The organism is Saprospiraceae bacterium, assembly GCA_016715965.1.
Taxonomy (GTDB): domain Bacteria; phylum Bacteroidota; class Bacteroidia; order Chitinophagales; family Saprospiraceae; genus Vicinibacter.
The window spans coordinates 3,166,126-3,187,919 of sequence record JADJXG010000001.1; the positions used below are offsets into that span (position 1 = coordinate 3,166,126).

Sequence of the window (21,794 nt, forward strand, 5' to 3'; positions counted from 1 at the left end):
AAAAAAAACTGCGATAACATCGGGATCAAAAGAAGAAGATTTCTGGGAAATTTGCTTAACATAGTTCAAAAATAGAGGATTTGAATGAGCTATAGGGTAATTTGATCATAAAAAAAGCCCTCTGTGAAAACAGAAGGCTCTTTATTAACTTAAAGCGGTATATTAATTTACTGGACTGGTGTTCTCAGCTTTTGCTTTAGAACAACCCTTTGCATCCTTTTTAGAACAACAAGCTTTTCCCTTAGCTGCCGAAGAACATGCCTTGGCTTTTGCTTCTCCTTCATGAGATACTTCAGTAGATTGATTTACAAACATGGCTTTGCCCTCGTCATACATCACCTGAGTTGAAACAGACACTCCAGTTTCATCTACTGTATTTCTGTAAAAACTCACTTTCCCAGATTTTTCACAAACTTTCTTTTCAATAGTAGGATCCAACTCTGCTGCTTTCAGGGCAGCTTTTTCTGCACTAGCGGTTTTAGAAGCACAACAACCGGCCGCTTTTGACTTGGAGCAAGATTGAGCAGAAACTTGCACCATCCCTCCCAATAAGAATACAAATAAAACAAAAAATAAATTCTTCATAATTTAATGGATTTAACTAATTTTGGCTTAAAGATACAACTGTTTTCGAAGAAATTTAATGTAGTGAATCTTGTTTTTAACAATTATTTAAGTCTACCTAAGGTTAATGACTTCATAGATAATAGGTTATATTTATTTATCAGCTTAAGTTTTGTCATATGCTGTGCCTCCAACAGGACAAAAAATGAGCCAATGGATCTTCTTAGATTTGGGCACGGAGGCGGGGTGCTTGGTAAGGAATATGTCTTTTTCTTAAAAACTGATGGAACGATCTGGGACCAATCCGGGCTAAATGTGAAGTTGAGTTCCAATCAATTGAAGCAAGTTTTGAAAAATATTGAATTTGCCAAATTGAGAGATAGCCGATACAACCAGCCGGGCAACTTATATCAATTTGTAGAGATTGAAAACACTCAGAAGGAATGGACCAGAATCGCTTGGGACCCAAACAGTCCATACCTTCCGGATAAGTATTCCCTATTTTATAACTTTATGTACCATTTTCTTAAATCTTAGTGGCGTGAAGAAGTTTTATCTTTTCCTGATGCTGTTCGGCTCTTTTCTAAATCAGATGGATGCTCAGGTACTTAAAAAGATAATTTTTGACGGCAACATTGAATTGCCAAAAAGTCCAAAAGTATTAAGAAAAGGCAATAACTCATCAGGAAGAGGTCTTTATTTTCAAAAACCCATAAACTCAAATATAGGAAAACAGAAAATCCAAAATTTCCATCTAAAAAAGGCATTGGGGAAAATTGCGGATCTCAGGCTGGACGAAAACGGTCATCCAATTTGGTTGGAGACCAACATTGAGCTTATGCCAAGGAATTCTGAGACCAAAAAAGAATTATTAGAAGAAATTCTTTTAAATGAATTGGGCGTAAAGGATTCTGGAAGAATAAACTACCAGCTGTCCAAGATTTACAAAGATGAATTGGGTATTGAGCATGTGCAAATGCATCAACATATCAACGGTGTAGAAGTGTTGGATGGCGAATTCAGAATGCATTTATATCCATCTGGCAAATTGATCCTTCATGGAAGAATGGTTATGCCAAATGAAGCCATTAGCTTACAGAGGGGTAGAAATTTTGATATCAATAAGGTATTAGATAAATTTTATAGTGCAAAAGGAATTTTGCCAAAAAACTCAACCCATTCTTTGGTTTCAACAGGAATCCAATCCATGAAAAATTATTATTGGCGGCATCCTGATTGGAAATCTTGGCATCTTATCAGTTTGGTTAAAGTGACGCCCAATTTACAGGAACATTGGGAGTTATACATTGATTGTCAAACGGGAGATATTTTAAAATCAATTAAAAACACCTGTAGCCTTTTTTACAATCACTCGCACAATGAAACTTGTAAATCCACCAGCGATGATTTAAATGAATCAATTTTTCCAGGACCGGAAATGGGTTCTGGTTTTGACCTTTTAAATCAACGAAGGGATTTTGGAATCTGGCGAGAGGGTGGTCTTTATTATTTGATCGATGCCACAAAACCAATGTTTGATGCACAAACGAGTCGAATACCTAACAGTGGGGTAGGGGTAATTGTCACTCTGGATGGTTTGTTTAAAAGTGCCAGTTCAAATGAAATTGATTATATAACGAGTCCTGTGAATTCTTGGTCATCCGCTGTCGCTGTATCCGCACACTGCAATGCTGGTGTTGCTTATGATTATTTTCTGACCACCTTTGGGCGTAATTCAATTGCCAATATCGGAGACAATATTGTTTCTGTCATCAATATCACGGAAGACAATGGCCAAGCTATGGACAATGCTTTTTGGAATGGCAAAGCCATTTTTTATGGCAATGGCAACAAAGCATTTACCAGTCTGCCGAAGGCATTGGATGTAGCAGGACACGAATTGACCCATGGTGTTATTCAAAATGAAGCCAACTTGGTTTATGAGAATGAATCAGGTGCAATCAATGAATCCATGGCAGATATTTTTGGAATAATGATGGATAGAAATGATTGGACAGTTGGCGAAGAAGTGGTCCTTAAATCATTTTTTCCATCAGGAGCTATGAGAAGTTTTAGCGATCCTCACAATGGCGGATCGAGTTTAAATGATCCGGGTTGGCAACCCAAACATGTCAATGAACAATATAAAGGGACTTTGGACAATGGAGGTGTGCATATTAACAGTGGCATTCTTAATTATGCCTTTTACCTAATGTGTACAAAACTGGCTGAAAGTAGATCTGTAGAAGGAGCAAAAATAATGGCTGAAAAAATATACTACAGGGCCTTAACGCAATATTTGATGCGCAATTCAGATTTCAAAGATCTAAGGGCAGCCATCGAACTTTCTTGTGTGGATTGGTATCCCACCCTCCCGGATGTATTAGCTTCTGCCATTTATGCTTTTGACAAGGTTGGTATTCTTAACCCAGGCCCTACAACACCTCCTGATAGATCCATTGAGCCCAATTCTGGGAAAGAATATTTAATTTGTACCAACTTTGAAAACGATGGGGTCTATTTATATGATTTTGTTTCAATTCCGGTTAAAATCAGCAATCGAAGAGTCTATTCAAAACCTTCGGTGACGGACAATGGACAAGAAATATTCTATGTTGGCGAGGATAAAAAATTGTATCAGTTGTATTATGATTCCATCACCCGGGGATATGTGGATTTTGAGGTGGACGACACCCCAATTTACCGCAATGTTGCGATTTCAAAAAATGGCAGACATTTGGCCATTTTGTACAATACACAGGAAAACAAAATTCACATCTATGATTTTGTGACCGAGACCTACAAAACATTCGTGATCTACAATCCTACTTCTTCCGGTGGAGCAACGTATGACGTTTTGTTTGCAGACCAGATGGATTTTGATTTAAGTGGTCAATACTTAATGTATGATGCATTTAGTGTAATATCTAATTCTGGTATTGAATATTGGGATATTGCTTTCTTAAGGTTTTTCGATCAACAGACTGATGATTTTGGTGATGGAAATATCAGTAAATTAATTGCCAAGTTGCCTGAAAATACCAGTGTTGGAAATCCGGTTTTTTCAAAGAATAGCCCTGACGTGCTAGCCTTTGATTATATCGAGTCAGAATTTTTCTCCACCAGTTACGCATTGTTGGGGATTAATTTAGAGCAAAATACTGCCAGCAGTATTGCAGATAACAGAGATCGGTTGGCCTATGCAAGTTATGGTGTAAAAGACAATGCGATTTTATATGACAGCAGAGGCACGTCTAATGAAGTATCCATTGGAGTAAAACCTCTTGCTAGCAATAAAATTTCTTCCGCAGGTCCGGAAAATATAATTCTTAAAAATGCAAAATGGGGAAGTTGGTTTGCCACAGGAAACCGTAAATTGGTAAATGCTGAAAATATAAGCACCATTTCGGAAATATCGATTGCTCCCAATCCTTTTGAAGAAGGATTTTATTTGAATTTGGATTCAAAAATGAAGCAATCTGCCATTTTGAAAATTTATGAAGTCACCGGAAGATCAGTTCGGGAATTGTCCATTGAGTTGACAGAGGGCCCCAACCAGTTTTTTATATCTGGAATGGAGCTCACCAATGGGCTTCACTATTTAAATATTCAAATAAAGGATGGGGTAAAATCCATTAAGATCTTTAAAAACAATTAAATATTATTTTATCTAGTCCAACTAAAGCCAAAAATAATCGATATGCCAATTAATGATTGCCTTAAAGGAGGCCTGCAGCCATATCAACCTTCAGCCTCAAAACCATGGAATGAGCGAAGAATTCATCATCTGTACAACAAATTGTCCAATGGCGCTCCTGTTCAACTTATCAATGCCGCTAAGTCAAATTCGCCTTCGGTCATCATTGATTTTTTATTAAACAATGCAGCAACTCATCCTTTGCCTGGCGAAAAGAAATCCGGAGGAACAGTGACCTGGGATTATACCTACCCATGGAGCGCAGAGAAGACAATTGACGCTGACGGCAACATTACCTATTACAAATATTTGGTTTTGGTGCAACAGTGGTTGAATGGGATGATCAGAGAGGGAATAAAACATAAACTGGTGCTTTTTTGGTCCAATCATTTTGTCGCTGAATCAGGCACCTATGGTCATTACCCAAGCTGGGTTTTTCAATATTATTACCTACTGCACAAGAATGCAATGGGTAATTTCAAAACCTTTGTTGAGGATATGGGTAGGACACCTGCAATGTTGCATTATTTGGATGGAAGGCTAAATATAAAAAACAGACCCAATGAAAATTATGCCCGTGAGTTATTGGAACTTTTTACCATGGGCGTAGGAAATTACACGGAGCAGGATGTAAAGGAGATTGCACGCGCATTGACGGGCTGGCAGTTGAGATATTCTTCCACCGACCTTTATCCGGTTGAAGTAGGGCAATTTTTATTTAGTAGCGGCAACCATGACTTTGGCAATAAAAGGGTCTTGGGGCAATCTTTTACTCCGCAAGATTCCTCTCAATTGGACAAAGGCGATTATAAACTGGTGCACAACATCATCTTCAATCAAAGAAAAAATGAAATTGCCAAATTTATTTGTACCAAATTGTACAGATTTTACATGTATCAATACCCACCACCAGAAATTATAGATGGTCTTGCACAAATTTTCATTCAATCAAACTGGGAGATAATGCCTGTTTTGAAGGCTCTTTTTAAGAGTGAACATTTCTTTGAGGATGAAAATATGGGTGTTAATATTAAATCAAATATTGATAACTTTATTCACTATTTCCGTTCACTGGATCTCAAGCCAGATGAAGATTACTTTTTCTTTGATTGGCAAAGAAAAACAGCTGCGGCAAACAATCTCAATAGGGATGCATTAGGCTCCATTTACAACCAATGCGCAAACCTAGGTCAAACACTATTTAATCCTGTCAATGTGGCTGGGTGGCAAGGCCACCGGGCCTGGTTAAGTGAATTTGTGTTGGTAAATAGATGGAGGTATAGTCGCGATCATGTAGATTATCATTTACCTTATAACGCCACCAAAGAGAAATATCGAAACTTTTTGAAAATGTTGGCGGGCCAAAGTCTTGATCCAAATCAAATTGTGACCAAAGTGATGGAGTATTTTATAACATTGCCCATGCCTTTGGATATTATTGAAACTGCTGTCTCCGTCTTCAAAGCAGGCGTTCCTGCCAATTATTTTGAAGACGGCACCTGGGATCTGGATTATGTGACCGTGCCCACTCAATTTGCTAATTTGATGAAATATATCACGACCCTTCCTGAATATCAATTATTGTAAAACCGCTTTAAGTATTGAAATATGCACAAAGATCATAAAAATCAAAATCATCCATTCTCTAGTGAAAATCTGAAAGAACAACACGACAAAGAACACATTCTTTGGAATCGCAGACAGTTTTTATGGACTGGTGGGTTGGCAGGATTGGGCACTGTTTTGTTGGGTGGATTACCAGTTAATTCAATCATGTCAGCAGGGATTCCAAATCCTATGGCTCCCGGCGATGAAAATATTTTGGTATTGATAAAAATGTTTGGCGGTAATGACGGTTTAAACATGATATTTCCACACACAGACAGTGCCGGTAATACAGCCTATAAAAATTTAAGACCCACCATAGCCCATCAATACAATACCGATTATACGGACCAAACCATTTTGGGAGGATTTGGTCCTGCTACTCATGCAATGCCCGGGGTCATGGCCAATTTAATGCCAATGTGGAATGAAGGAAACATGGCCGTGTTGCACAATGTTGGTTACCCCAAACAAAACTATTCTCATTTTGCCTCCATTGATATCTGGTCATCGGCATCGGATGACTTACATGACAAAAGAATTTCTTCAGGAATGATTGGGAGATATTTAGATCAGGATTTCCCTGCATTTACGGAGACACCCCCAACAGTGCCGCCTGCTTTGAGAATAGGATATAGCACTGATCTCCTTTTTGCAGCTCCAGGTAATCAACAAATGGAGTTGGTCTTCAATGATCCAAATGAGTTTTACCGATTGGCTCAGTATGGTAAGCTTTATCCAACCGAGGGATTTGGAGAATGCCCTCAAGGGGAAGAAAGAGCTTATTTGAGACAACTGACCAACAATTCTTTGAGGTATTCTACAGCGGTTTCAACAGCTTATGCCAAAGCGACCAATAAGATTTCTTACCCAAGAAATACAGCAAGCAGATTGGCAGATCAGTTGGCAATTGTTTCCAGGTTGATCAAAGGAAGATTAGGAACAAGACTGTATCTTGTGAATTTGGATGGATTTGACACTCACAGCAACCAAAAAGCGGCCCATGCGAGATTGATGGGAGATTTTGCCAATTCTGTCAAAGCATTTTACGATGATCTCAAGGCGGACAATGCCCAATCCAATGTAAGCATTTTGACTTATTCTGAATTTGGCAGAACCATAAAAGAAAATGGATCATTTGGTACTGATCATGGAAATCTTTCCCCGATTTTATTGTTTGGCGATGGGGTCAAGGGCGGATTTTATGGAGACCCGATCGACCTTTCAGATTCTTCGTTAAATGGTAATGGCACGGTGGTCTTTTATGAAACTCAAAAGAGTCTTGACTTTAGAAGAATATTTAGCTCAGTGATGAAAGACTGGATGTGCGTCGATTCAGATCTGGTTGACTTTTCAATGGGTAAGCACTATGAACCATTGGACCTAATGGACAATCCTTGCAATACGGGTAAAGGATCTAATTTTAATACTGTTTTACTGGGTCACCAACCCAGTGATTCGAATATAAAGAATTTAGAAATAAAATTTGCCACCCAATCCTCCAGCGATATTAAGGTTTTTGTAAAGTCTTTGAATGGCTCAACCTTGGCAATTTTATTTGATAAATTTGCTCCAAAAGGATCCTATACAGTCACATTTGATCCAGTTAAATGGAAAATATTGCCCGGTGAGTATATTTATCAAATAAATGCATCGGGAAAAACATATCTCAGAAGATTTAATGTTGTTTAAACATCAATTTTAAGAAATCATGAAATCTATTTTATATTTTATCGCTTGCATTCTTTCATTGACACTGAATGCGCAATTGCCAATCTACTTTAATACTCTGGACGAATGTAAATTATCTCCGGGGTGGAATTTTACAACACTGAACGGCAATTATGGATTCAATGTAAACAAGGACCAGGTAAGTGTTTTTCCTGACGGCAGTTGTTTGATTTCATATGAGCAAAAAAACAGATCAGATATCACGAGAAGGAGATTTCAGTTGCGGAGTCAGTCTTTTGCCATTGGAGGATATGATCGTTATTATCTGGTTTTTAATATGCAATATTTAAGACCCTTTAATTCTACTTTTAATCTTTATATGAATTATGGAACCACCAATATATTGGTAAGGAGTTTTTCTACCGAGGTAAGGGATTTGACAACACAAAGTGTATCTGTAAGTATTCCAATTTCAGCAACCAGTGTTTACTTTTATTTTGATTATGATTTTAATGGCAATGATGGTGGAACTAAAATTATTCTGGATGATTTTATTTTCAGCCCGGACAACGGAGATTGTACAAGAGCATTGCCTATAACCAAATCCGATATTTGTTTGATTGGGCATATCTCAGGGTCTCTTAGTTTTTCACCCTCTCAAAATATTTGTGCTGGTGATTATTCCGGCTCATCCTGGTATCGTTTCATCTCTGATTTTACAGGATTGGCCCGGGTTAATTGTAGTGCCAAATACAATAATTCTCTGACAATTTTTGAGGGTTCCTGCAATAATTTACTCCCTGTAATTTGTACCAACAAGGATGAAATCGGATTTAAAGGCGAATTCATTGAATTTCAAGTAAAATCAGGTATCAATTATTTTATAAGATCTTCTAGAAAAATCAACGACTTTGGATTAGAAACAGGATCACATTGCATTTCTATTGAGCAGATTCCGACCACAACCACACCGCCACCGTCACATGATCTATGTGATCAAAGAACAAAGGTGCAGGTAAATGGACCTTGCGTGCAGGGCTTTAATCGACATGCGCTGACAGGAAGCAAACTTCCTTCCTTGAATCAAAGATCTCGGGCCGATGTTTGGTATGAGTTCACAGCCATTTCTTCCAAGCCTCACGAAATAATTCCACATGCCAATTTTGCGGATGTTATCACCATTTTTGAAGGAAACTGTAGTAATTTGATGGAAGTTGTAGCTGCCGATCTCGGACATAAACTTACATTTAATCCAGTTTCAGGTAAAAATTATATTGTACAAATCACCGGTTACTTTGCTTCGATCGAAGGAGATCTTTGCTTATCTGTGGTAGAACAACAGGACAATTCTACTCCCAATGAGATTTGTCAAACCGCCACCCCTTTGGTTTTAAATAGTTCTTGCGTATCCTCTATTTTTACAACCAATCAGCTTAGTGTAAAAAAGCCAAGTTGCGTGGTGTATCATGCACCGGATGTATGGTTCTCATTCGTTGCTCCTCAAGAGAGACAGGTGGCAATTAGAATCTCTGCCGGCTTCTTATATCACTTTGCAGTTTACTCTGGAACTTGTACTAATTTGACTGAGAGAATTTGCGGGCTTACACCTGATCCATGTAGTGGATATATTACAATGGACAATTTGACAGCTGGTCAAACTTATTTCTTACAAATCATGTCAGCAATCAATATTCTTCCAGCCACAAATGGGCAGTTGTGTGTTAGAATTGATGAATTAAGTAAAACGACGCCCTTCGAACCAGTGCAATTAAATTTAACCTTGGATTGTTTGCACGGTGTATTGGGCCAAGTCAGTTATACCATCGAAGGTGGAATATCACCTATTGAATACAATGGTCCGGATCAATCTGAATTGTATTTACCAGGAGAAATAATTGAGGCATTTGCAGAGGATGCAAATGGATGCAGGAGCTTTGCTAAGCTTGAATCTAATTGCATTCCGCCAATTAAATGCAATAATTCAAACCTCACAACGGATATTCAAGTGGAGTGTTTGGTGGATCAAATAGGCAGACAGACTGGAGAAGTAATTTTGCATGTTTCCGGAAAAGGTGGATCCGGTGTGTATTATTTATATGGCACACAAGATGGTGCAAGACTTAAGCATGGAGATGATTACAAGGTCATTGTGATCGATCAAGACTCGTGTTTTGTCATTGAAGAAGGTAGGATTTATTGCCCACCATTCGATTGCGCACAATCGGCTTTGAAAGTTGATGTACAATATGATTGCGTAGATACCTTGTTAAAAGCCATTCTCAGAGTAGAGGTTAGTGGCCAACTTGGACAGATAGTATTAAATGGCAATAACTCAGGGGATTTGTTGGATCAGGGAGAAAATTTTAAAACGACTGTAATCGATGAAGCAGGTTGCGAAAGAGAGATTAATGGTATTATTCAATGTGATTTTGATTCATGCGCATACTCCCGGCTAAAATTGGAAGTAGATTATATATGTATCTCATCAGCACCTGGTCAGAATACGGGCAGAGCTGTATTGGTTGTGAATGGAAGTAGCAAAGCTGGATCTGTCATCTACATCGGAAATCAGCCAGGCGATACACTAATGGATAAAGAATCTTATCACGTCACATTACAGGATCCATTTGGGTGTAGATTGGAAGCAGAAGGGGTGATTAATTGTACAGTTTCTTCTTATGATGATTATCACACTGACCTTCTTCAAGTACATCCCAACCCAACAAACGGAATCGTAGAAGTGATTTTACCAGGCGCTGAAAAAATTAGAAAAAATGAATGGTCGATTTCTGTGACTGATTTAAGTGGCAAATTATGGCTCAGTCAATACTTAAAAGGGAACGACAAAAGCAAACAACTGATTCTTGATTTGTCCAATCTACCTTCTGGCTTGTATTCTATTCGTGCTGCATCAGATGGAATTTTCCAATGGACTAAAATATTGAAATTATAGTAAACTTAATAGTTTAAGGCGTATGTCTTTGGGTATTTTAGAGACAATGGGTGTTTTTGATTTCACACTTTATTTTATTTGAGCCAAATTTCTGTAGCGCCATCTTGTTGGATCGATTGCCAGAGACGAATGGATGGATGAAACTTGAGTATATTTCTGATTTCATCCCTCAGAATTCCTTCTCCCTTTCCATGAATGATTTGAATGCTGTATAGCTTTTGGTCAATTGCCCACTCCAGAAATTCATTGAATTTATCCAATTGATAGGAAAAGATTCTCTCTTTGGGACCTTGTAATAGTTGGGGTGCTAAAGTATGAATGTGCAAATCCAGTGTGTTTGAGCGGAATGAAGTGATAGATTCCTTGGTATTTTGAGGTTCTGATTCTAAGTTTAGATCAATATCCAACACATACTCTGGCGCCATTTCCAATTCTGTTGGATTGAATTTTTTCAGACCTTCGTTGGTCCTTAAAAGAATCAATCCATTGGAGTCTGTTCCTTCAAAATAACCTCTTTTCTTTCCATTTTGATGGATAAGCTCATCCCCAATCCAGAGTTCGTCTATATTTATCACAACAACTAACTAATTAATTTATGTACTGATTGTTTTAAAAAGTAATTCACTTTTTTGTGTATTTGGGAGTATTTTAAATATCTTCGCGGCTTCAAAATTGAAAAGCGTTGAAAATAGGAGTTTTAAAGGAATCAAGAAACCAGGAAAAGAGGGTAGCACTAAGTCCCCAGATTGTTAAACAATTGATTTCTAAAGGTTTCGAAGTATTGGTTGAAGAATCTTCCGGTGAGAATTCGGCATTTACCGATGGGGATTATCAAAACGCTGGAGCAAAGATTATTGCTCAAAAAAAAGAATTAATTTCTTCTTCACAAGTTTTGGTTAAAGTCAACCCCTTTACACAAGAAGAGATTAATTTGTTAAACTCCGGAACAATTACCATCAGCCTTATGTATCATTCTCTGCACCCGGAGATGGTGAAATCTTTGTCGGAAAAAGGGGTAAGTTGCTTTTCCATGGACGCCATTCCCAGAATATCTAGGGCGCAAAGTATGGATGTTTTAAGTTCTCAGGGCAGTTTGGCTGGATACAAGGCGGTGATCCTTGGAGCGGAGCAAATGACCAGAATATTCCCTCTTATGATGACAGCAGCTGGGACCATCACACCTTCCAAGGTGCTTATTTTCGGTGTTGGGGTAGCGGGTTTACAAGCCATTGCCACAGCGAAAAGATTGGGAGCGGTTGTGGAAGCAACAGATGTAAGACCGGAGACCAAAGAACAAGCAGAATCTCTCGGAGCAAAATTTATTTCAGTAGAGGATGACGGAGTAAAAGTAGAAGGAGGTTATGCGAAGGAAGTTACTCCGGAATATCTTGCCAAACAAAAAGCAGCCGTTAATAAGTCGCTTTTTCAGGCAGATTTGGTGGTAACCACAGCTTTGGTCATGGGCAGAAAGGCACCTGTTCTCATTACCGAAGAGCAGGTCAAACAAATGAAATACGGTACTGTCATTGTGGATATGGCTGCTGAGCAAGGGGGTAATTGTGAATTGACAGTGCCGGATCAAATTGTTGTCAAGCACGGTGTCAAGATCGTTGGTATCACTAATCTCCCATCCACCTTGGCTACCAATGCCAGTGAGTTGTATGCAAAAAATTTACAAAATTTATTGCTCCATCTTGCAGATAAAGATGGCTTCAAATGGGACTTGGAGGAAGAAATCACAAGTGGCACTTTGATTATTCACAATGGAAAAATATTAAAATAATACTGTATGGCTATTTTGGAATTTATCCATCAAAACATCGACATCATTTATTTGGTGATTCTTATGATATTTGTTGGGATTGAACTGATCTCGCATGTTCCATCCGTGCTGCATACCCCTTTGATGTCAGGAGCCAATGCCATACACGGTGTGGTTATTATTGGCGCTATCATAGTGATGGGGCAGGCTGAAGGTACTTTAAGTCTCATTCTGGGTTTTATTGCTGTGATACTCGGCACACTTAATGTAGTAGGGGGATTTGTTGTTACGGACCGTATGTTGGAAATGTTTAAGAAGAAAAAGTAATGGAACATATCTTAGTTGTAATTTATTTGATCGCTTCAGTCACCTTTATGTTGGGGCTGAAAATGCTTAGCAAGCCAGATACAGCAAGGAAAGGCAATCTCATTGCTGCAGCTGGAATGGGATTGGCTATTTTTGCCACCATTTTTTTATACAAAGGAGAGTCTGGACAACACCTTGGAAATCTTATTTGGATCTTTTTAGCCCTTGTAGTAGGTACTATCATAGGTTACCTTATGGCAAAAAGAGTTCAAATGACTGCTATGCCTCAAATGGTTTCATTTTTCAATGGAATGGGTGGAGCCTGTGCTGCTTTAATTAGCATCATTGAATATCAACATATTTTACACACCATGAGCGGAGTGTCCTTGGGAGCTGTTTTGCCGGAAGATTTAGTCGGCAAAATGGTGATTATTCTGGCAGGTTTGGTGATCGGTTCAGTTTCTTTTTCTGGATCAATGATTGCATTCGGAAAATTAGAAGGCAAAATCAATGATTACAATTTGCCCGGCCAAATGATCATCAATATGCTCTTCTTATCCGGGATATTGGTGTTGAGTATTCTCTATTCAATCGGATTCTTAGTTGGACCAACTTGGTTTTACATGATATTGGGCTTGTCTCTATTCTATGGAATCCTCTTTGTTTTGCCCATTGGTGGTGCAGATATGCCTGTCGTAATTAGTTTGCTCAATTCCTTCACAGGTGTGGCTGCCGCATGTGGTGGTTTCTTATACAACAATTATGTGATGCTAATTGGTGGGATATTGGTTGGATCTGCAGGTACCATACTCACCGTCGCTATGTGCAAGGCCATGAACCGATCTCTTTTAAATGTATTGATCGGTAATTTTGGAGGAGGATCCAGCACAGGGCAAACAAACTCTGCTGGTGGTTCAACCAAGGAAATCAATCATTCAGATGCAGCTATTTTGATGAAGTATGCCCAAAAAGTAGTGATCGTTCCAGGATATGGTCTAGCAGTTGCTCAAGCGCAACATGCCTGCCATGAATTGGAAAATCTTTTGGAAGATAGTGGTGTAATTGTGAAGTATGCCATCCACCCAGTAGCAGGTCGTATGCCTGGTCACATGAATGTTCTGTTGGCAGAAAGCAATGTCAATTACGATAAGTTAATTGAAATGGAGGATATCAATCCTGAGTTCAATACCACAGATGTAGTCCTTGTGGTAGGTGCAAATGACGTTGTCAACCCTGCAGCGAAAACAGATCCATCTTCGCCAATTTATGGAATGCCCATACTGGAAGTAGAAAATGCAAAGAATGTCATTGTGATGAAGCGCTCCATGAAGGCTGGGTATGCAGGTATTGACAATGATTTATTCTATCAGCCAAAGACATACATGCTGTTTGGGGATGCCAAAGAGACATTGACCAAATTGGTCAATGAAGTCAAAAGCCTTTAAATTGTTCTGCACAAGTAAACCATATCATCATTGGTCTGATTTATTTGTGAATGTTCAGACTTTTCATGTTAATTCCTGTTAATCAAATATTTCGACACACGATTTGATCTTATTGTGGTATAACTTTGCCACGCCATGATTGCTTTTTGGTCCTACATAGTAGTTCTCCTGCTAGCCGTTTTTACAGATTACTGGTTTTTTGCAGGAGGTCATGAAAAACACAAACACAATAATGCCATAAAAAGCATTATTTTTTGGGTCAGTCTGACCATTTTAACTGGCATTTACATTTATATAGCCTACGAAGGCCAGTGGTTTGGAGGTTATCAATCAGAAGATAAAACCCTTGATTCGTCCAAGGCGGTGAGTTTGTTTATTTCAGGTTTTCTGGTAGAGCAATCCCTAAGCCTTGACAACATCTTTGTCATGGCATTTATTCTCAGCTATTTTAGAGTGCCTAAGGAGAACCAGGCAGGACTTTTGTCCATAGGGATATGGACTGCAATCGTATTAAGAGGAATTATGATTATTGTGGGTATATGGCTCATTACCACGATTTCCTGGATGATTTATCTCTTAGGTATCATGCTCATTTGGTCAGGAATTAAAATTTATTCAACAGATCCTAAGAATCAGGCAGATCCAAATAAAGGATTTGTAATAAAAGTCATCAAAAGATATTTTCCAGTGACCAAAGGATATTTTGGGAATAAATTCTTTATTAATCGGATGGGAAGGCGGGCAATAACACCCATGGTTTTGACCCTGGTTGCGATTGAATTTACAGATATATTATTTGCAATTGATTCCATCCCAGCCATTTTTGCCATTACAACGGACCCTTTTATTGTATTGTCTTCCAATATTCTCGCAGTAGCCAATTTGCGTGCACTATTTACCATTCTTTCCAGGATGCTTCAAAAATTGGAATATATCCATTACGCATTGGCTATATTATTGATTTACATAGGTGTTAAGATAATGCTAAGTAATGTATTTCATGTCAACGAATGGATTAATATGCTCGTTATTATTGTGGTGATTGGTTTTGGAGTTGTGTATTCATTAAAAAGGACCGCCAGACACAAGACTAAGTCCAATTGAAACCATAAAGCTATGTTAATACGAAATAAATATATTATACTTTATCGTTATATTTGCAGCGTTAATTCCATCACACAATCCATACGAGCATGCGCAACATATTTAAACTGAAAACTTCGTCGAAAGAGTCAAAACTGGGAAAACCTCTATCTGAAAAAGACACCAAGACCAATAAACAAAAGTCCAAAACTTCTAAAAAAGAGGCTGCAGCACAGTCAAAAAATTTTTATGGCAATGACGACGATTTGGGTTATTGCTGAGTTAGTTTCTATTCAAATCATCTTTCTTCGTTTGAAGTAAATGATTAATGAGATCACAATAACAGAAGTGCTTATCCACCAGATCAAATATCCATATTCCCACTTTAACTCCTGCATGCTCTCAAAATTCATACCATACACACCTGTCAAAAATAGGATTGGGATGGAGATGGTGGAAATGGCGGCAAGCCATTTCATGTCTTTATTTAGTGATAAAGAAGTTTGATTGATCGAAATATCTCTTAAGCCATTCAGTAACTCCCTTTGATTGTCAATCATCTCGATGATTTGGACGATGTGGTCCTCAAGATCCTTGATGTATTTAATATTTTGTTCTGCAATCAAAGGACTTTCTGATCGAACCAGTTTTGTAAGATCATCTCTCAATGGATTGATGTATCTCCTGATTTGCAATAAGATATTTCTCAGGTTGAAGACCTCTAAAGAAACATCTTCGTGTTTTTTCTGATAGATGATTTCTTCTATTTTTGAAAGACTGTTCGAAATTTCATCCAGTGCTACAAAGTATTTGTCAATTTGATAATCCATAAAAGCGTACAGCAAATAATCTGTATTGCTCTGCCTCATTCTGCTCCGGTTCACTTCCATCCTTACCTGGATCAATGGAAATGATTCCTCAGAATTCTCCTGGAACGAAATAAGTAGTCTATCTGTGACAAAGAAAGCCACTTGCTCCTTTTTCAATTCATCCGTTTCAGAATTGAAGTCAACGTTTTTCATTAGGACAAAGACTCCATTCTCATATAAATTGATCTTTGTTCGTTGATGTACTTCCTGAATATCTTCCAGAGCAAGTGCATCAATTCCAAACTCCTGGCCAAGGGATTTCAACAAATCAGAATCATGTATTCCTTTGACATCTACCCACAACTTATCTTCTCCTTCACGCCAAGATTTTGTAAGAGTATTCAAATCTCCTTTTTTGAGATGATCTTGGCCATAAAGTGTGCCTACAATCACTGAGTTCTCCACCAATTTCTCTCTTTCCAGGATTAGCGATCCAGGTGAAAGTCCTACTTTTTGTCTTTGTTGTGGTTTGTACTTGCGCCTTCTCAATGGAAAATATTTTATTTCATAAAAACTATCCTACCATTCCGATCTAAAACAATCCACTTATATTTCCTTCCTTGTCAATGTCTATACCTTCTGCAGCGGGAATGTCTGGCAATCCTGGCATTCTCATCATTTCACCGGTTATGGGAATGAGAAAACCAGCACCAGCTGCAATTTCAATCTCACGGACCGTCATGGTAAAATCTCTTGGTCTTCCGATTAGATCCGGGTTATCAGAAAAGGACTTTTGGGTCTTTGCCATACAGATAGGAAGGTGGGATAGATTTAGACTTTTAATTTTTTTCAGATGGGACTTCGCCTCAGTGGAATATTCAACTTTTGCTGCACCATAAATTTTGGTGCAGATAGCCGCAATCTTGTTTTCAACTGTATCGTTCCAATCATAGGTTGGCTTAAAACTTTGGTCTTGATGATTGCTTAATTTTATAACCTTCTCCGCTAGTTCAAGAGCGCCATTTCCTCCTTTGGCCCAAACTTCAGAGAATACAGCTTCGACTCCGAGCAGCTCGCATTGCTCCTTAATGGCATTCAACTCCTCATCAGTATCTTTCACAAATCGGTTAATCGCTACTACAGCCGGCAATCCAAATTGCTTGGCATTCTCAAGGTGTTTGGACAAATTTTCGCATCCTTTTACGACAGCCTTTGCATTTGGTTCAGCCAAATCCTTCAGGGGTTGTCCTCCATGATATTTAAGTGCTCTTACAGTAGCTACAATTACAGCGGCATGAGGACTTAGTCCGGCCGTCCTACATTTGATGTTGAGAAATTTTTCTGCCCCCAGGTCGAAACCAAAACCTGCTTCTGTTACCACATATTCTCCTAAACTCATACCCATCTTGGTAGCCAATATTGTATTGGTTCCTTGCGCGATGTTTGCAAAAGGGCCACCATGGATAATGGCCGGATTTCCTTCCAAGGTTTGCACCAAATTGGGGAAAATAGCATGTTTTAAAAGTGCCGCCATGGCTCCTTGTGCCTTCAAGTCACGTGCAAAAACAGGCTTTTTGTCAAAAGTGTAACCAATGAATATATTTCCAATTCTCTGCTTTAGGTCTTCAATGTCTTTGGATAGACACAAAATAGCCATGATCTCTGAAGCCACAGTAATATCAAAACCACTCTCTCTGGGAATTCCATTTGAACTTCCACCCAATCCAACTACAATTTTACGAAGCGAACGATCATTCATGTCCATGACGCGTTTCCAGCTGATGGTCCTGGGGTCGATGCCCAAACTGTACTTTTTATTTTGAAGATTGTTATCGATGAGTGCTGACAATAAATTGTGGGCTTTTTCAACCGCTGCAAAATCACCTGTAAAATGCAAATTAATGTCTTCCATTGGAATCACTTGCGACCACCCGCCCCCTGTAGCCCCGCCTTTCATACCAAATACTGGCCCAAGTGAAGGTTCCCTTAAAACAACGATGGATTTTTTACCCAATTTATTAAGACCTTCTGATAGGCCGATGGATGTTGTGGTTTTGCCTTCTCCAGCCGGCGTCGGAGAGATGGCTGAGACCAATATCAATTTGCAATTACCCAAATTTCTTTCATTAATCAAATGAAGGGGCAATTTTGCTTTATGTTGACCAAATAAATACAAGTCAGAAACATCTATTCCGAGTTTTTCAGCAATCTTTGTGATGTGCTGGGGACTCACTGACTGGGCAATTTCTATATCTGAATTCATAATTTGACAATAATTTTAAATAAAAAACATGCTGGTAGCAAAAATTAATCCAATTTTAATTCCTGTCCTCCTATTTTTCATTAGTTGCAAAGAAATTAGAAATTCTGAAGGAGTGAATGCTTTAAATAAAAGTAATCCATTGATAATGAATGGTGAAAAGCATCTAAGCAATGTGCGCCAATTGACTTTTGGTGGAAACAACGCAGAAGCTTATTGGAGTTTTGATGGCAAAAAACTAGTGTTTCAGTCCGATTTTAAAGATTGGGGTGCCAGTTGCGATCAAATATTTTGGTTTTTAGTGGATCAAGATGACTTGTCCAAAAACAAACCAAATGAAATTTCCAAGAATTTAGGAAGAACGACCTGTTCCTATTTTCTGCCTGGAGACAGTTTGATCGTTTTTGCTTCCACAGCTACAGGCGGTGCTGGCTGTCCGCATGTCCCTGAGCGCAAACCCGGAGGAAAATATGTTTGGCCTATTTATAGGGATTATGAAATTTATATTTCTGATCTACAAGGAAATATAATCCAAAGAATGACAAACAATCAGTTTTATGATGCCGAAGCCACTGTATCTCCAGATGGTCTGAAAATGGTATATACTTCCGATAAATCAGGTGATCTCGAACTTTATGTAATGGATCTGAATGGCAAAAATGAAATTCAGATCACAAATGAGCTTGGATATGATGGGGGAGCCTTTTTCTCTCCAGATAGCAAGAAGCTGGTATTCAGGGCATCGAGACCTAAGACTGAGGAAGAGATAAAAGAATACAAGGAATTGTTGGAACAGGGTTTGGTTCAACCCACCAACATGGAAATCTATACTGTAAATGCAGATGGCACAGATTTAAAGCAAATAACTCATTTGGGTAAGGCAAATTGGGCACCTTATTTTCATCCGTCCGGTGAGAAAATCGTCTTTTCCAGCAACCACGCATCCACCCGTGGATTCCAATTTAATTTATACATGATTCATACAGATGGGACAAACTTGGAACAGATTACTTTTGATTCTGTCTTTGCGTCATTTCCTATGTTTTCACCAGATGGCAAAAGAATCTCTTTCAGCTCAAACCGCAACAATGGCGGAAATCATGACACCAATTTATTTGTGGCGGATTGGGTGGAATAAAAAAACAGCGGGCGATTTTTGGATGACCGGCCGCTGTTTTTGGATAATATGGAGAGTTATTTTTTAGTACAAACCATGGAACAATTTAGAGAACCACCCGCAGCGGATCCGGTGTAAGTAATATTTAAAATGTTTCCATTTAATGCCCCACTTCCGCTTAGGGTAACACTGATTCCACCAACATTTATGGTTTGATTGGGAATGGTTAGATTGTTACCACTTACCGTTGCTTTTACAGAGCTGCCTGTTTCTCCAAAATTATTGATCAATATCGTGCTGCTGGATTCTGCAGATGTAGTAATAATAATGTCGTAACTGCTATTAATTCCTGGACAACTTTCAACAACTCCATAGGTGGCCAGAAACTTGTCCCTGGGGTTGGTTTCATCCTTGGTGCAGGAAACAGCCAAAATCATCAGAGAAGCAAAAATTAGATTAAATTTCATGGTTTTGAATTTTTTAAGTGAGTTAAATTTATATTGCAAAGATATAGCACATTGCATATTTGTTATAATAATTACATATATTAAATATATATAATATATAGTTTACAGTATAACAATGGTATGAGTAATTTTCGTTTTCATGCTATTGGGGTGTCAACTGAAGTAAGTTGGAAAAATTCATTGAGGATGAATTTCTATCATTGAGTTCTTACTTTATTACAATACATCCAAAGTTACATTTTTTTTGAATGACTGACTGGGCTAATTTTGAGAAAGGATTTTGCAAATTGATCGCATGGAAACCTTTATACGATATCAATTTTTCTGAAGCATTTTTTACAATTATTCAAACACCAATCTGTGTTTAAAAGGATTCTGATGAATAGTATTGTTTCCTTAGAAATACTCCAATTTCAAAGCAGGTAATGCTGTTTTAAAGCACTTAAATTTATTCTAAGCGTTCAAGAATATATCTGGCATTAAGTCTGATGCATGAGTCCAAACCAATGTTGTGATAAATTGATTGAATTAATATTTTATCCATATATTCTGCATTCCTTAGTATGTCCTGTTCTATTTTGTTAAATTGCGCCATCGTCAATGAATCTGCATAATCCACCGTATACCCATCTTTGGTTTCAAAAAGAACCAGTCGATGCTCCGGATTTTCACCAAAACTAAATGATCTTATTTCAAGAAATCTTGAATCATTTTTAATTTGTTCTAAACTTATTTGCGATTCATAAATGCTATAATGAGAATCCCATATCAATAAACTTCCTTTTGGGAATTTCCTGTTTGTTTCATGGATGGCCCTAAGGTTTTCAAAGTACGGGCCAAAAGGATCAATGTTTAAACTATAGGGCAAATAGGCAGCCGAACTGAGTAAATGCGTTTTTGAAATTTGGGGATATTCTCTCCGAACATAATCTGTCGTTAAATCCATGGCAATTTGGATGGGCTTTTTGTAGAAAGTTTTATGGGTGACTGTGCGAAAAATAAATCCATCTATTATGATGATCAATACCAGAAATATTAAATTAAGATGGATAGATTTTCGAATGGTAAATTTACTATAGAGGAATTCTCCACAATAAGCTCCAATGAGGGCTGCACATGGCGCAATAGCCAACATTACCCTCAATAGCCCAAACGAATTGAAACGGCCCATTCCCCAAGCATACACATGAAATAGAAAAGTGCTGATTAAACTGCCCACTATCAATAAAATCCAAATTTGATCTTTTTTGTCTCTTGAAAACTTTAATCCGTTTAAATACAAAGTAAGCAAAACTCCAAAAGCAATCAGGAATCTTCCAAGATTACCGAAAGTCAAAGTCAGGTTTTCAAAAAAGTGTCTCCAGGTTCCATGGCCATAAACACCTTCATTCACTGGATAGGGTATTTTGGACAAAGTCCAGAAAAAATCGCCATCATGATATTGTGCACCAAATATTCCATATAAAACATGTCCTGTGAGCAACCATGGAATTTGCCGCCATTCCTTTTGAATCAATAGGAATAACATCATTAAAATCAAAAGAATTAATCCTTCTGACCTCACTAATGGTAGCATCGAAATGAGAAGGGTAGCAAGATTGGTATTTCCTTTAAGAGCAGCATAGATGGCCCAACATAAAACATGTGCAAACATAGGCTCAGTAAGTCCACCTGGAATATTGACCAATGTAACAGGAAAGCTCGCCATTAAAATTACAGGAAGGATAGGAAGTTTAAAATTCAGATGATTAGCAATTAAATAAATACACCATAATATCCCCAAGAGATGTATTACATTAAAAATCTGAATACCCTGAAAACCCAGTTGCGCAAATGGACTGGAAATAAAAGTAAACAAAGGTTTTCCCCATGGATCATAAAATAGTCGTTGGTGGGTCCACGAATATTTTGAAATTAAATAGTGCAGTATACTGTCTCCCTCATCAACAGTGCCATAAACACCAAATACAAGATACAGATAGACAAATATGAAGAAAACAAGGTAGCCAATCAGCTCAAATTGAATGGCTCTGAGTGGTGATGACATTTTGAAAT

17 protein-coding genes are annotated in these 21,794 nt (G+C 38.1%); 11 read left to right on the forward strand and 6 right to left on the reverse strand.

Annotation, left to right across the window (positions count from 1 at the left end):
* Positions 1-162: 162 nt before the first annotated feature.
* On the reverse strand, positions 163-585 hold the full coding sequence (locus IPM48_12195) for a hypothetical protein (protein ID MBK9272346.1): 423 nt from the start codon (positions 583-585) through the stop codon (positions 163-165).
* A gap of 192 nt (positions 586-777) precedes the next feature.
* Between IPM48_12195 and IPM48_12200 the strand changes: the two genes are divergently transcribed.
* The 5 genes from IPM48_12200 to IPM48_12220 are packed head-to-tail and all read left to right on the forward strand — an operon-like array spanning position 778 to position 10,490.
* Entirely contained in the window at positions 778-1,101 is a 324-nt protein-coding gene (locus IPM48_12200; GenBank protein MBK9272347.1) for a hypothetical protein, read from the forward strand.
* A gap of 4 nt (positions 1,102-1,105) precedes the next feature.
* Complete coding sequence (locus tag IPM48_12205) at positions 1,106-4,222, forward strand: M4 family metallopeptidase (GenBank protein ID MBK9272348.1); 3,117 nt, start codon at positions 1,106-1,108, stop codon at positions 4,220-4,222.
* 42 nt (positions 4,223-4,264) lie between these two features.
* Positions 4,265-5,848 carry a DUF1800 domain-containing protein gene (locus IPM48_12210; GenBank protein ID MBK9272349.1) on the forward strand — a complete coding sequence of 528 codons (1,584 nt, stop codon included), beginning with the start codon at positions 4,265-4,267 and terminating at the stop codon, positions 5,846-5,848.
* 21 nt (positions 5,849-5,869) lie between these two features.
* Positions 5,870-7,558, forward strand: coding sequence for a DUF1501 domain-containing protein (locus IPM48_12215; GenBank protein ID MBK9272350.1), 1,689 nt, complete (start codon positions 5,870-5,872; stop codon positions 7,556-7,558).
* A gap of 19 nt (positions 7,559-7,577) precedes the next feature.
* Entirely contained in the window at positions 7,578-10,490 is a 2,913-nt protein-coding gene (locus tag IPM48_12220) for a T9SS type A sorting domain-containing protein (protein ID MBK9272351.1), read from the forward strand.
* A 74-nt stretch (positions 10,491-10,564) separates the two neighbouring features.
* Here IPM48_12220 and IPM48_12225 read toward each other — a convergent pair whose 3' ends face one another.
* On the reverse strand, positions 10,565-11,065 hold the full coding sequence (locus tag IPM48_12225) for a Smr/MutS family protein (GenBank protein MBK9272352.1): 501 nt from the start codon (positions 11,063-11,065) through the stop codon (positions 10,565-10,567).
* A 107-nt stretch (positions 11,066-11,172) separates the two neighbouring features.
* On the opposite strand from IPM48_12225, the gene IPM48_12230 reads away from it, so the two are divergent.
* From IPM48_12230 to IPM48_12250, 5 genes are all read left to right on the forward strand, one after another.
* A complete protein-coding gene (locus tag IPM48_12230; GenBank protein ID MBK9272353.1) occupies positions 11,173-12,273 on the forward strand; it encodes a Re/Si-specific NAD(P)(+) transhydrogenase subunit alpha in 1,101 nt (366 codons plus the stop codon).
* Positions 12,274-12,279: 6 nt separating this feature from the next.
* Positions 12,280-12,579, forward strand: a complete 300-nt coding sequence (locus tag IPM48_12235) for an NAD(P) transhydrogenase subunit alpha (protein ID MBK9272354.1) — start codon at positions 12,280-12,282, stop codon at positions 12,577-12,579.
* Positions 12,579-14,003: an NAD(P)(+) transhydrogenase (Re/Si-specific) subunit beta gene (locus IPM48_12240; GenBank protein ID MBK9272355.1), complete on the forward strand. Its 1,425-nt coding sequence runs from the start codon at positions 12,579-12,581 to the stop codon at positions 14,001-14,003. Before IPM48_12235 ends, IPM48_12240 begins: the two co-directional genes overlap by 1 nt.
* Positions 14,004-14,138: 135 nt before the next feature.
* Positions 14,139-15,107, forward strand: a complete 969-nt coding sequence (locus IPM48_12245; GenBank protein ID MBK9272356.1) for a TerC/Alx family metal homeostasis membrane protein — start codon at positions 14,139-14,141, stop codon at positions 15,105-15,107.
* Between the two features lie 89 nt (positions 15,108-15,196).
* On the forward strand, positions 15,197-15,367 hold the full coding sequence (locus IPM48_12250; GenBank protein ID MBK9272357.1) for a hypothetical protein: 171 nt from the start codon (positions 15,197-15,199) through the stop codon (positions 15,365-15,367).
* A 12-nt stretch (positions 15,368-15,379) separates the two neighbouring features.
* Here the strand turns inward: IPM48_12250 and corA are convergent, their stop codons facing one another.
* Positions 15,380-16,444, reverse strand: coding sequence for a magnesium/cobalt transporter CorA (gene corA / locus IPM48_12255; protein ID MBK9272358.1), 1,065 nt, complete (start codon positions 16,442-16,444; stop codon positions 15,380-15,382).
* A gap of 43 nt (positions 16,445-16,487) precedes the next feature.
* On the reverse strand, positions 16,488-18,158 hold the full coding sequence (locus IPM48_12260) for a formate--tetrahydrofolate ligase (GenBank protein MBK9272359.1): 1,671 nt from the start codon (positions 18,156-18,158) through the stop codon (positions 16,488-16,490).
* A 28-nt stretch (positions 18,159-18,186) separates the two neighbouring features.
* Here IPM48_12260 and IPM48_12265 point away from each other — a divergent pair, with 28 nt between their 5' ends.
* Positions 18,187-19,293, forward strand: coding sequence for a PD40 domain-containing protein (locus IPM48_12265; protein ID MBK9272360.1), 1,107 nt, complete (start codon positions 18,187-18,189; stop codon positions 19,291-19,293).
* A 56-nt stretch (positions 19,294-19,349) separates the two neighbouring features.
* Here IPM48_12265 and IPM48_12270 read toward each other — a convergent pair whose 3' ends face one another.
* A complete protein-coding gene (locus tag IPM48_12270) occupies positions 19,350-19,739 on the reverse strand; it encodes a hypothetical protein (protein MBK9272361.1) in 390 nt (129 codons plus the stop codon).
* A 448-nt stretch (positions 19,740-20,187) separates the two neighbouring features.
* Positions 20,188-21,786: a hypothetical protein gene (locus IPM48_12275; protein ID MBK9272362.1), complete on the reverse strand. Its 1,599-nt coding sequence runs from the start codon at positions 21,784-21,786 to the stop codon at positions 20,188-20,190.
* Positions 21,787-21,794 lie beyond the last annotated feature (8 nt).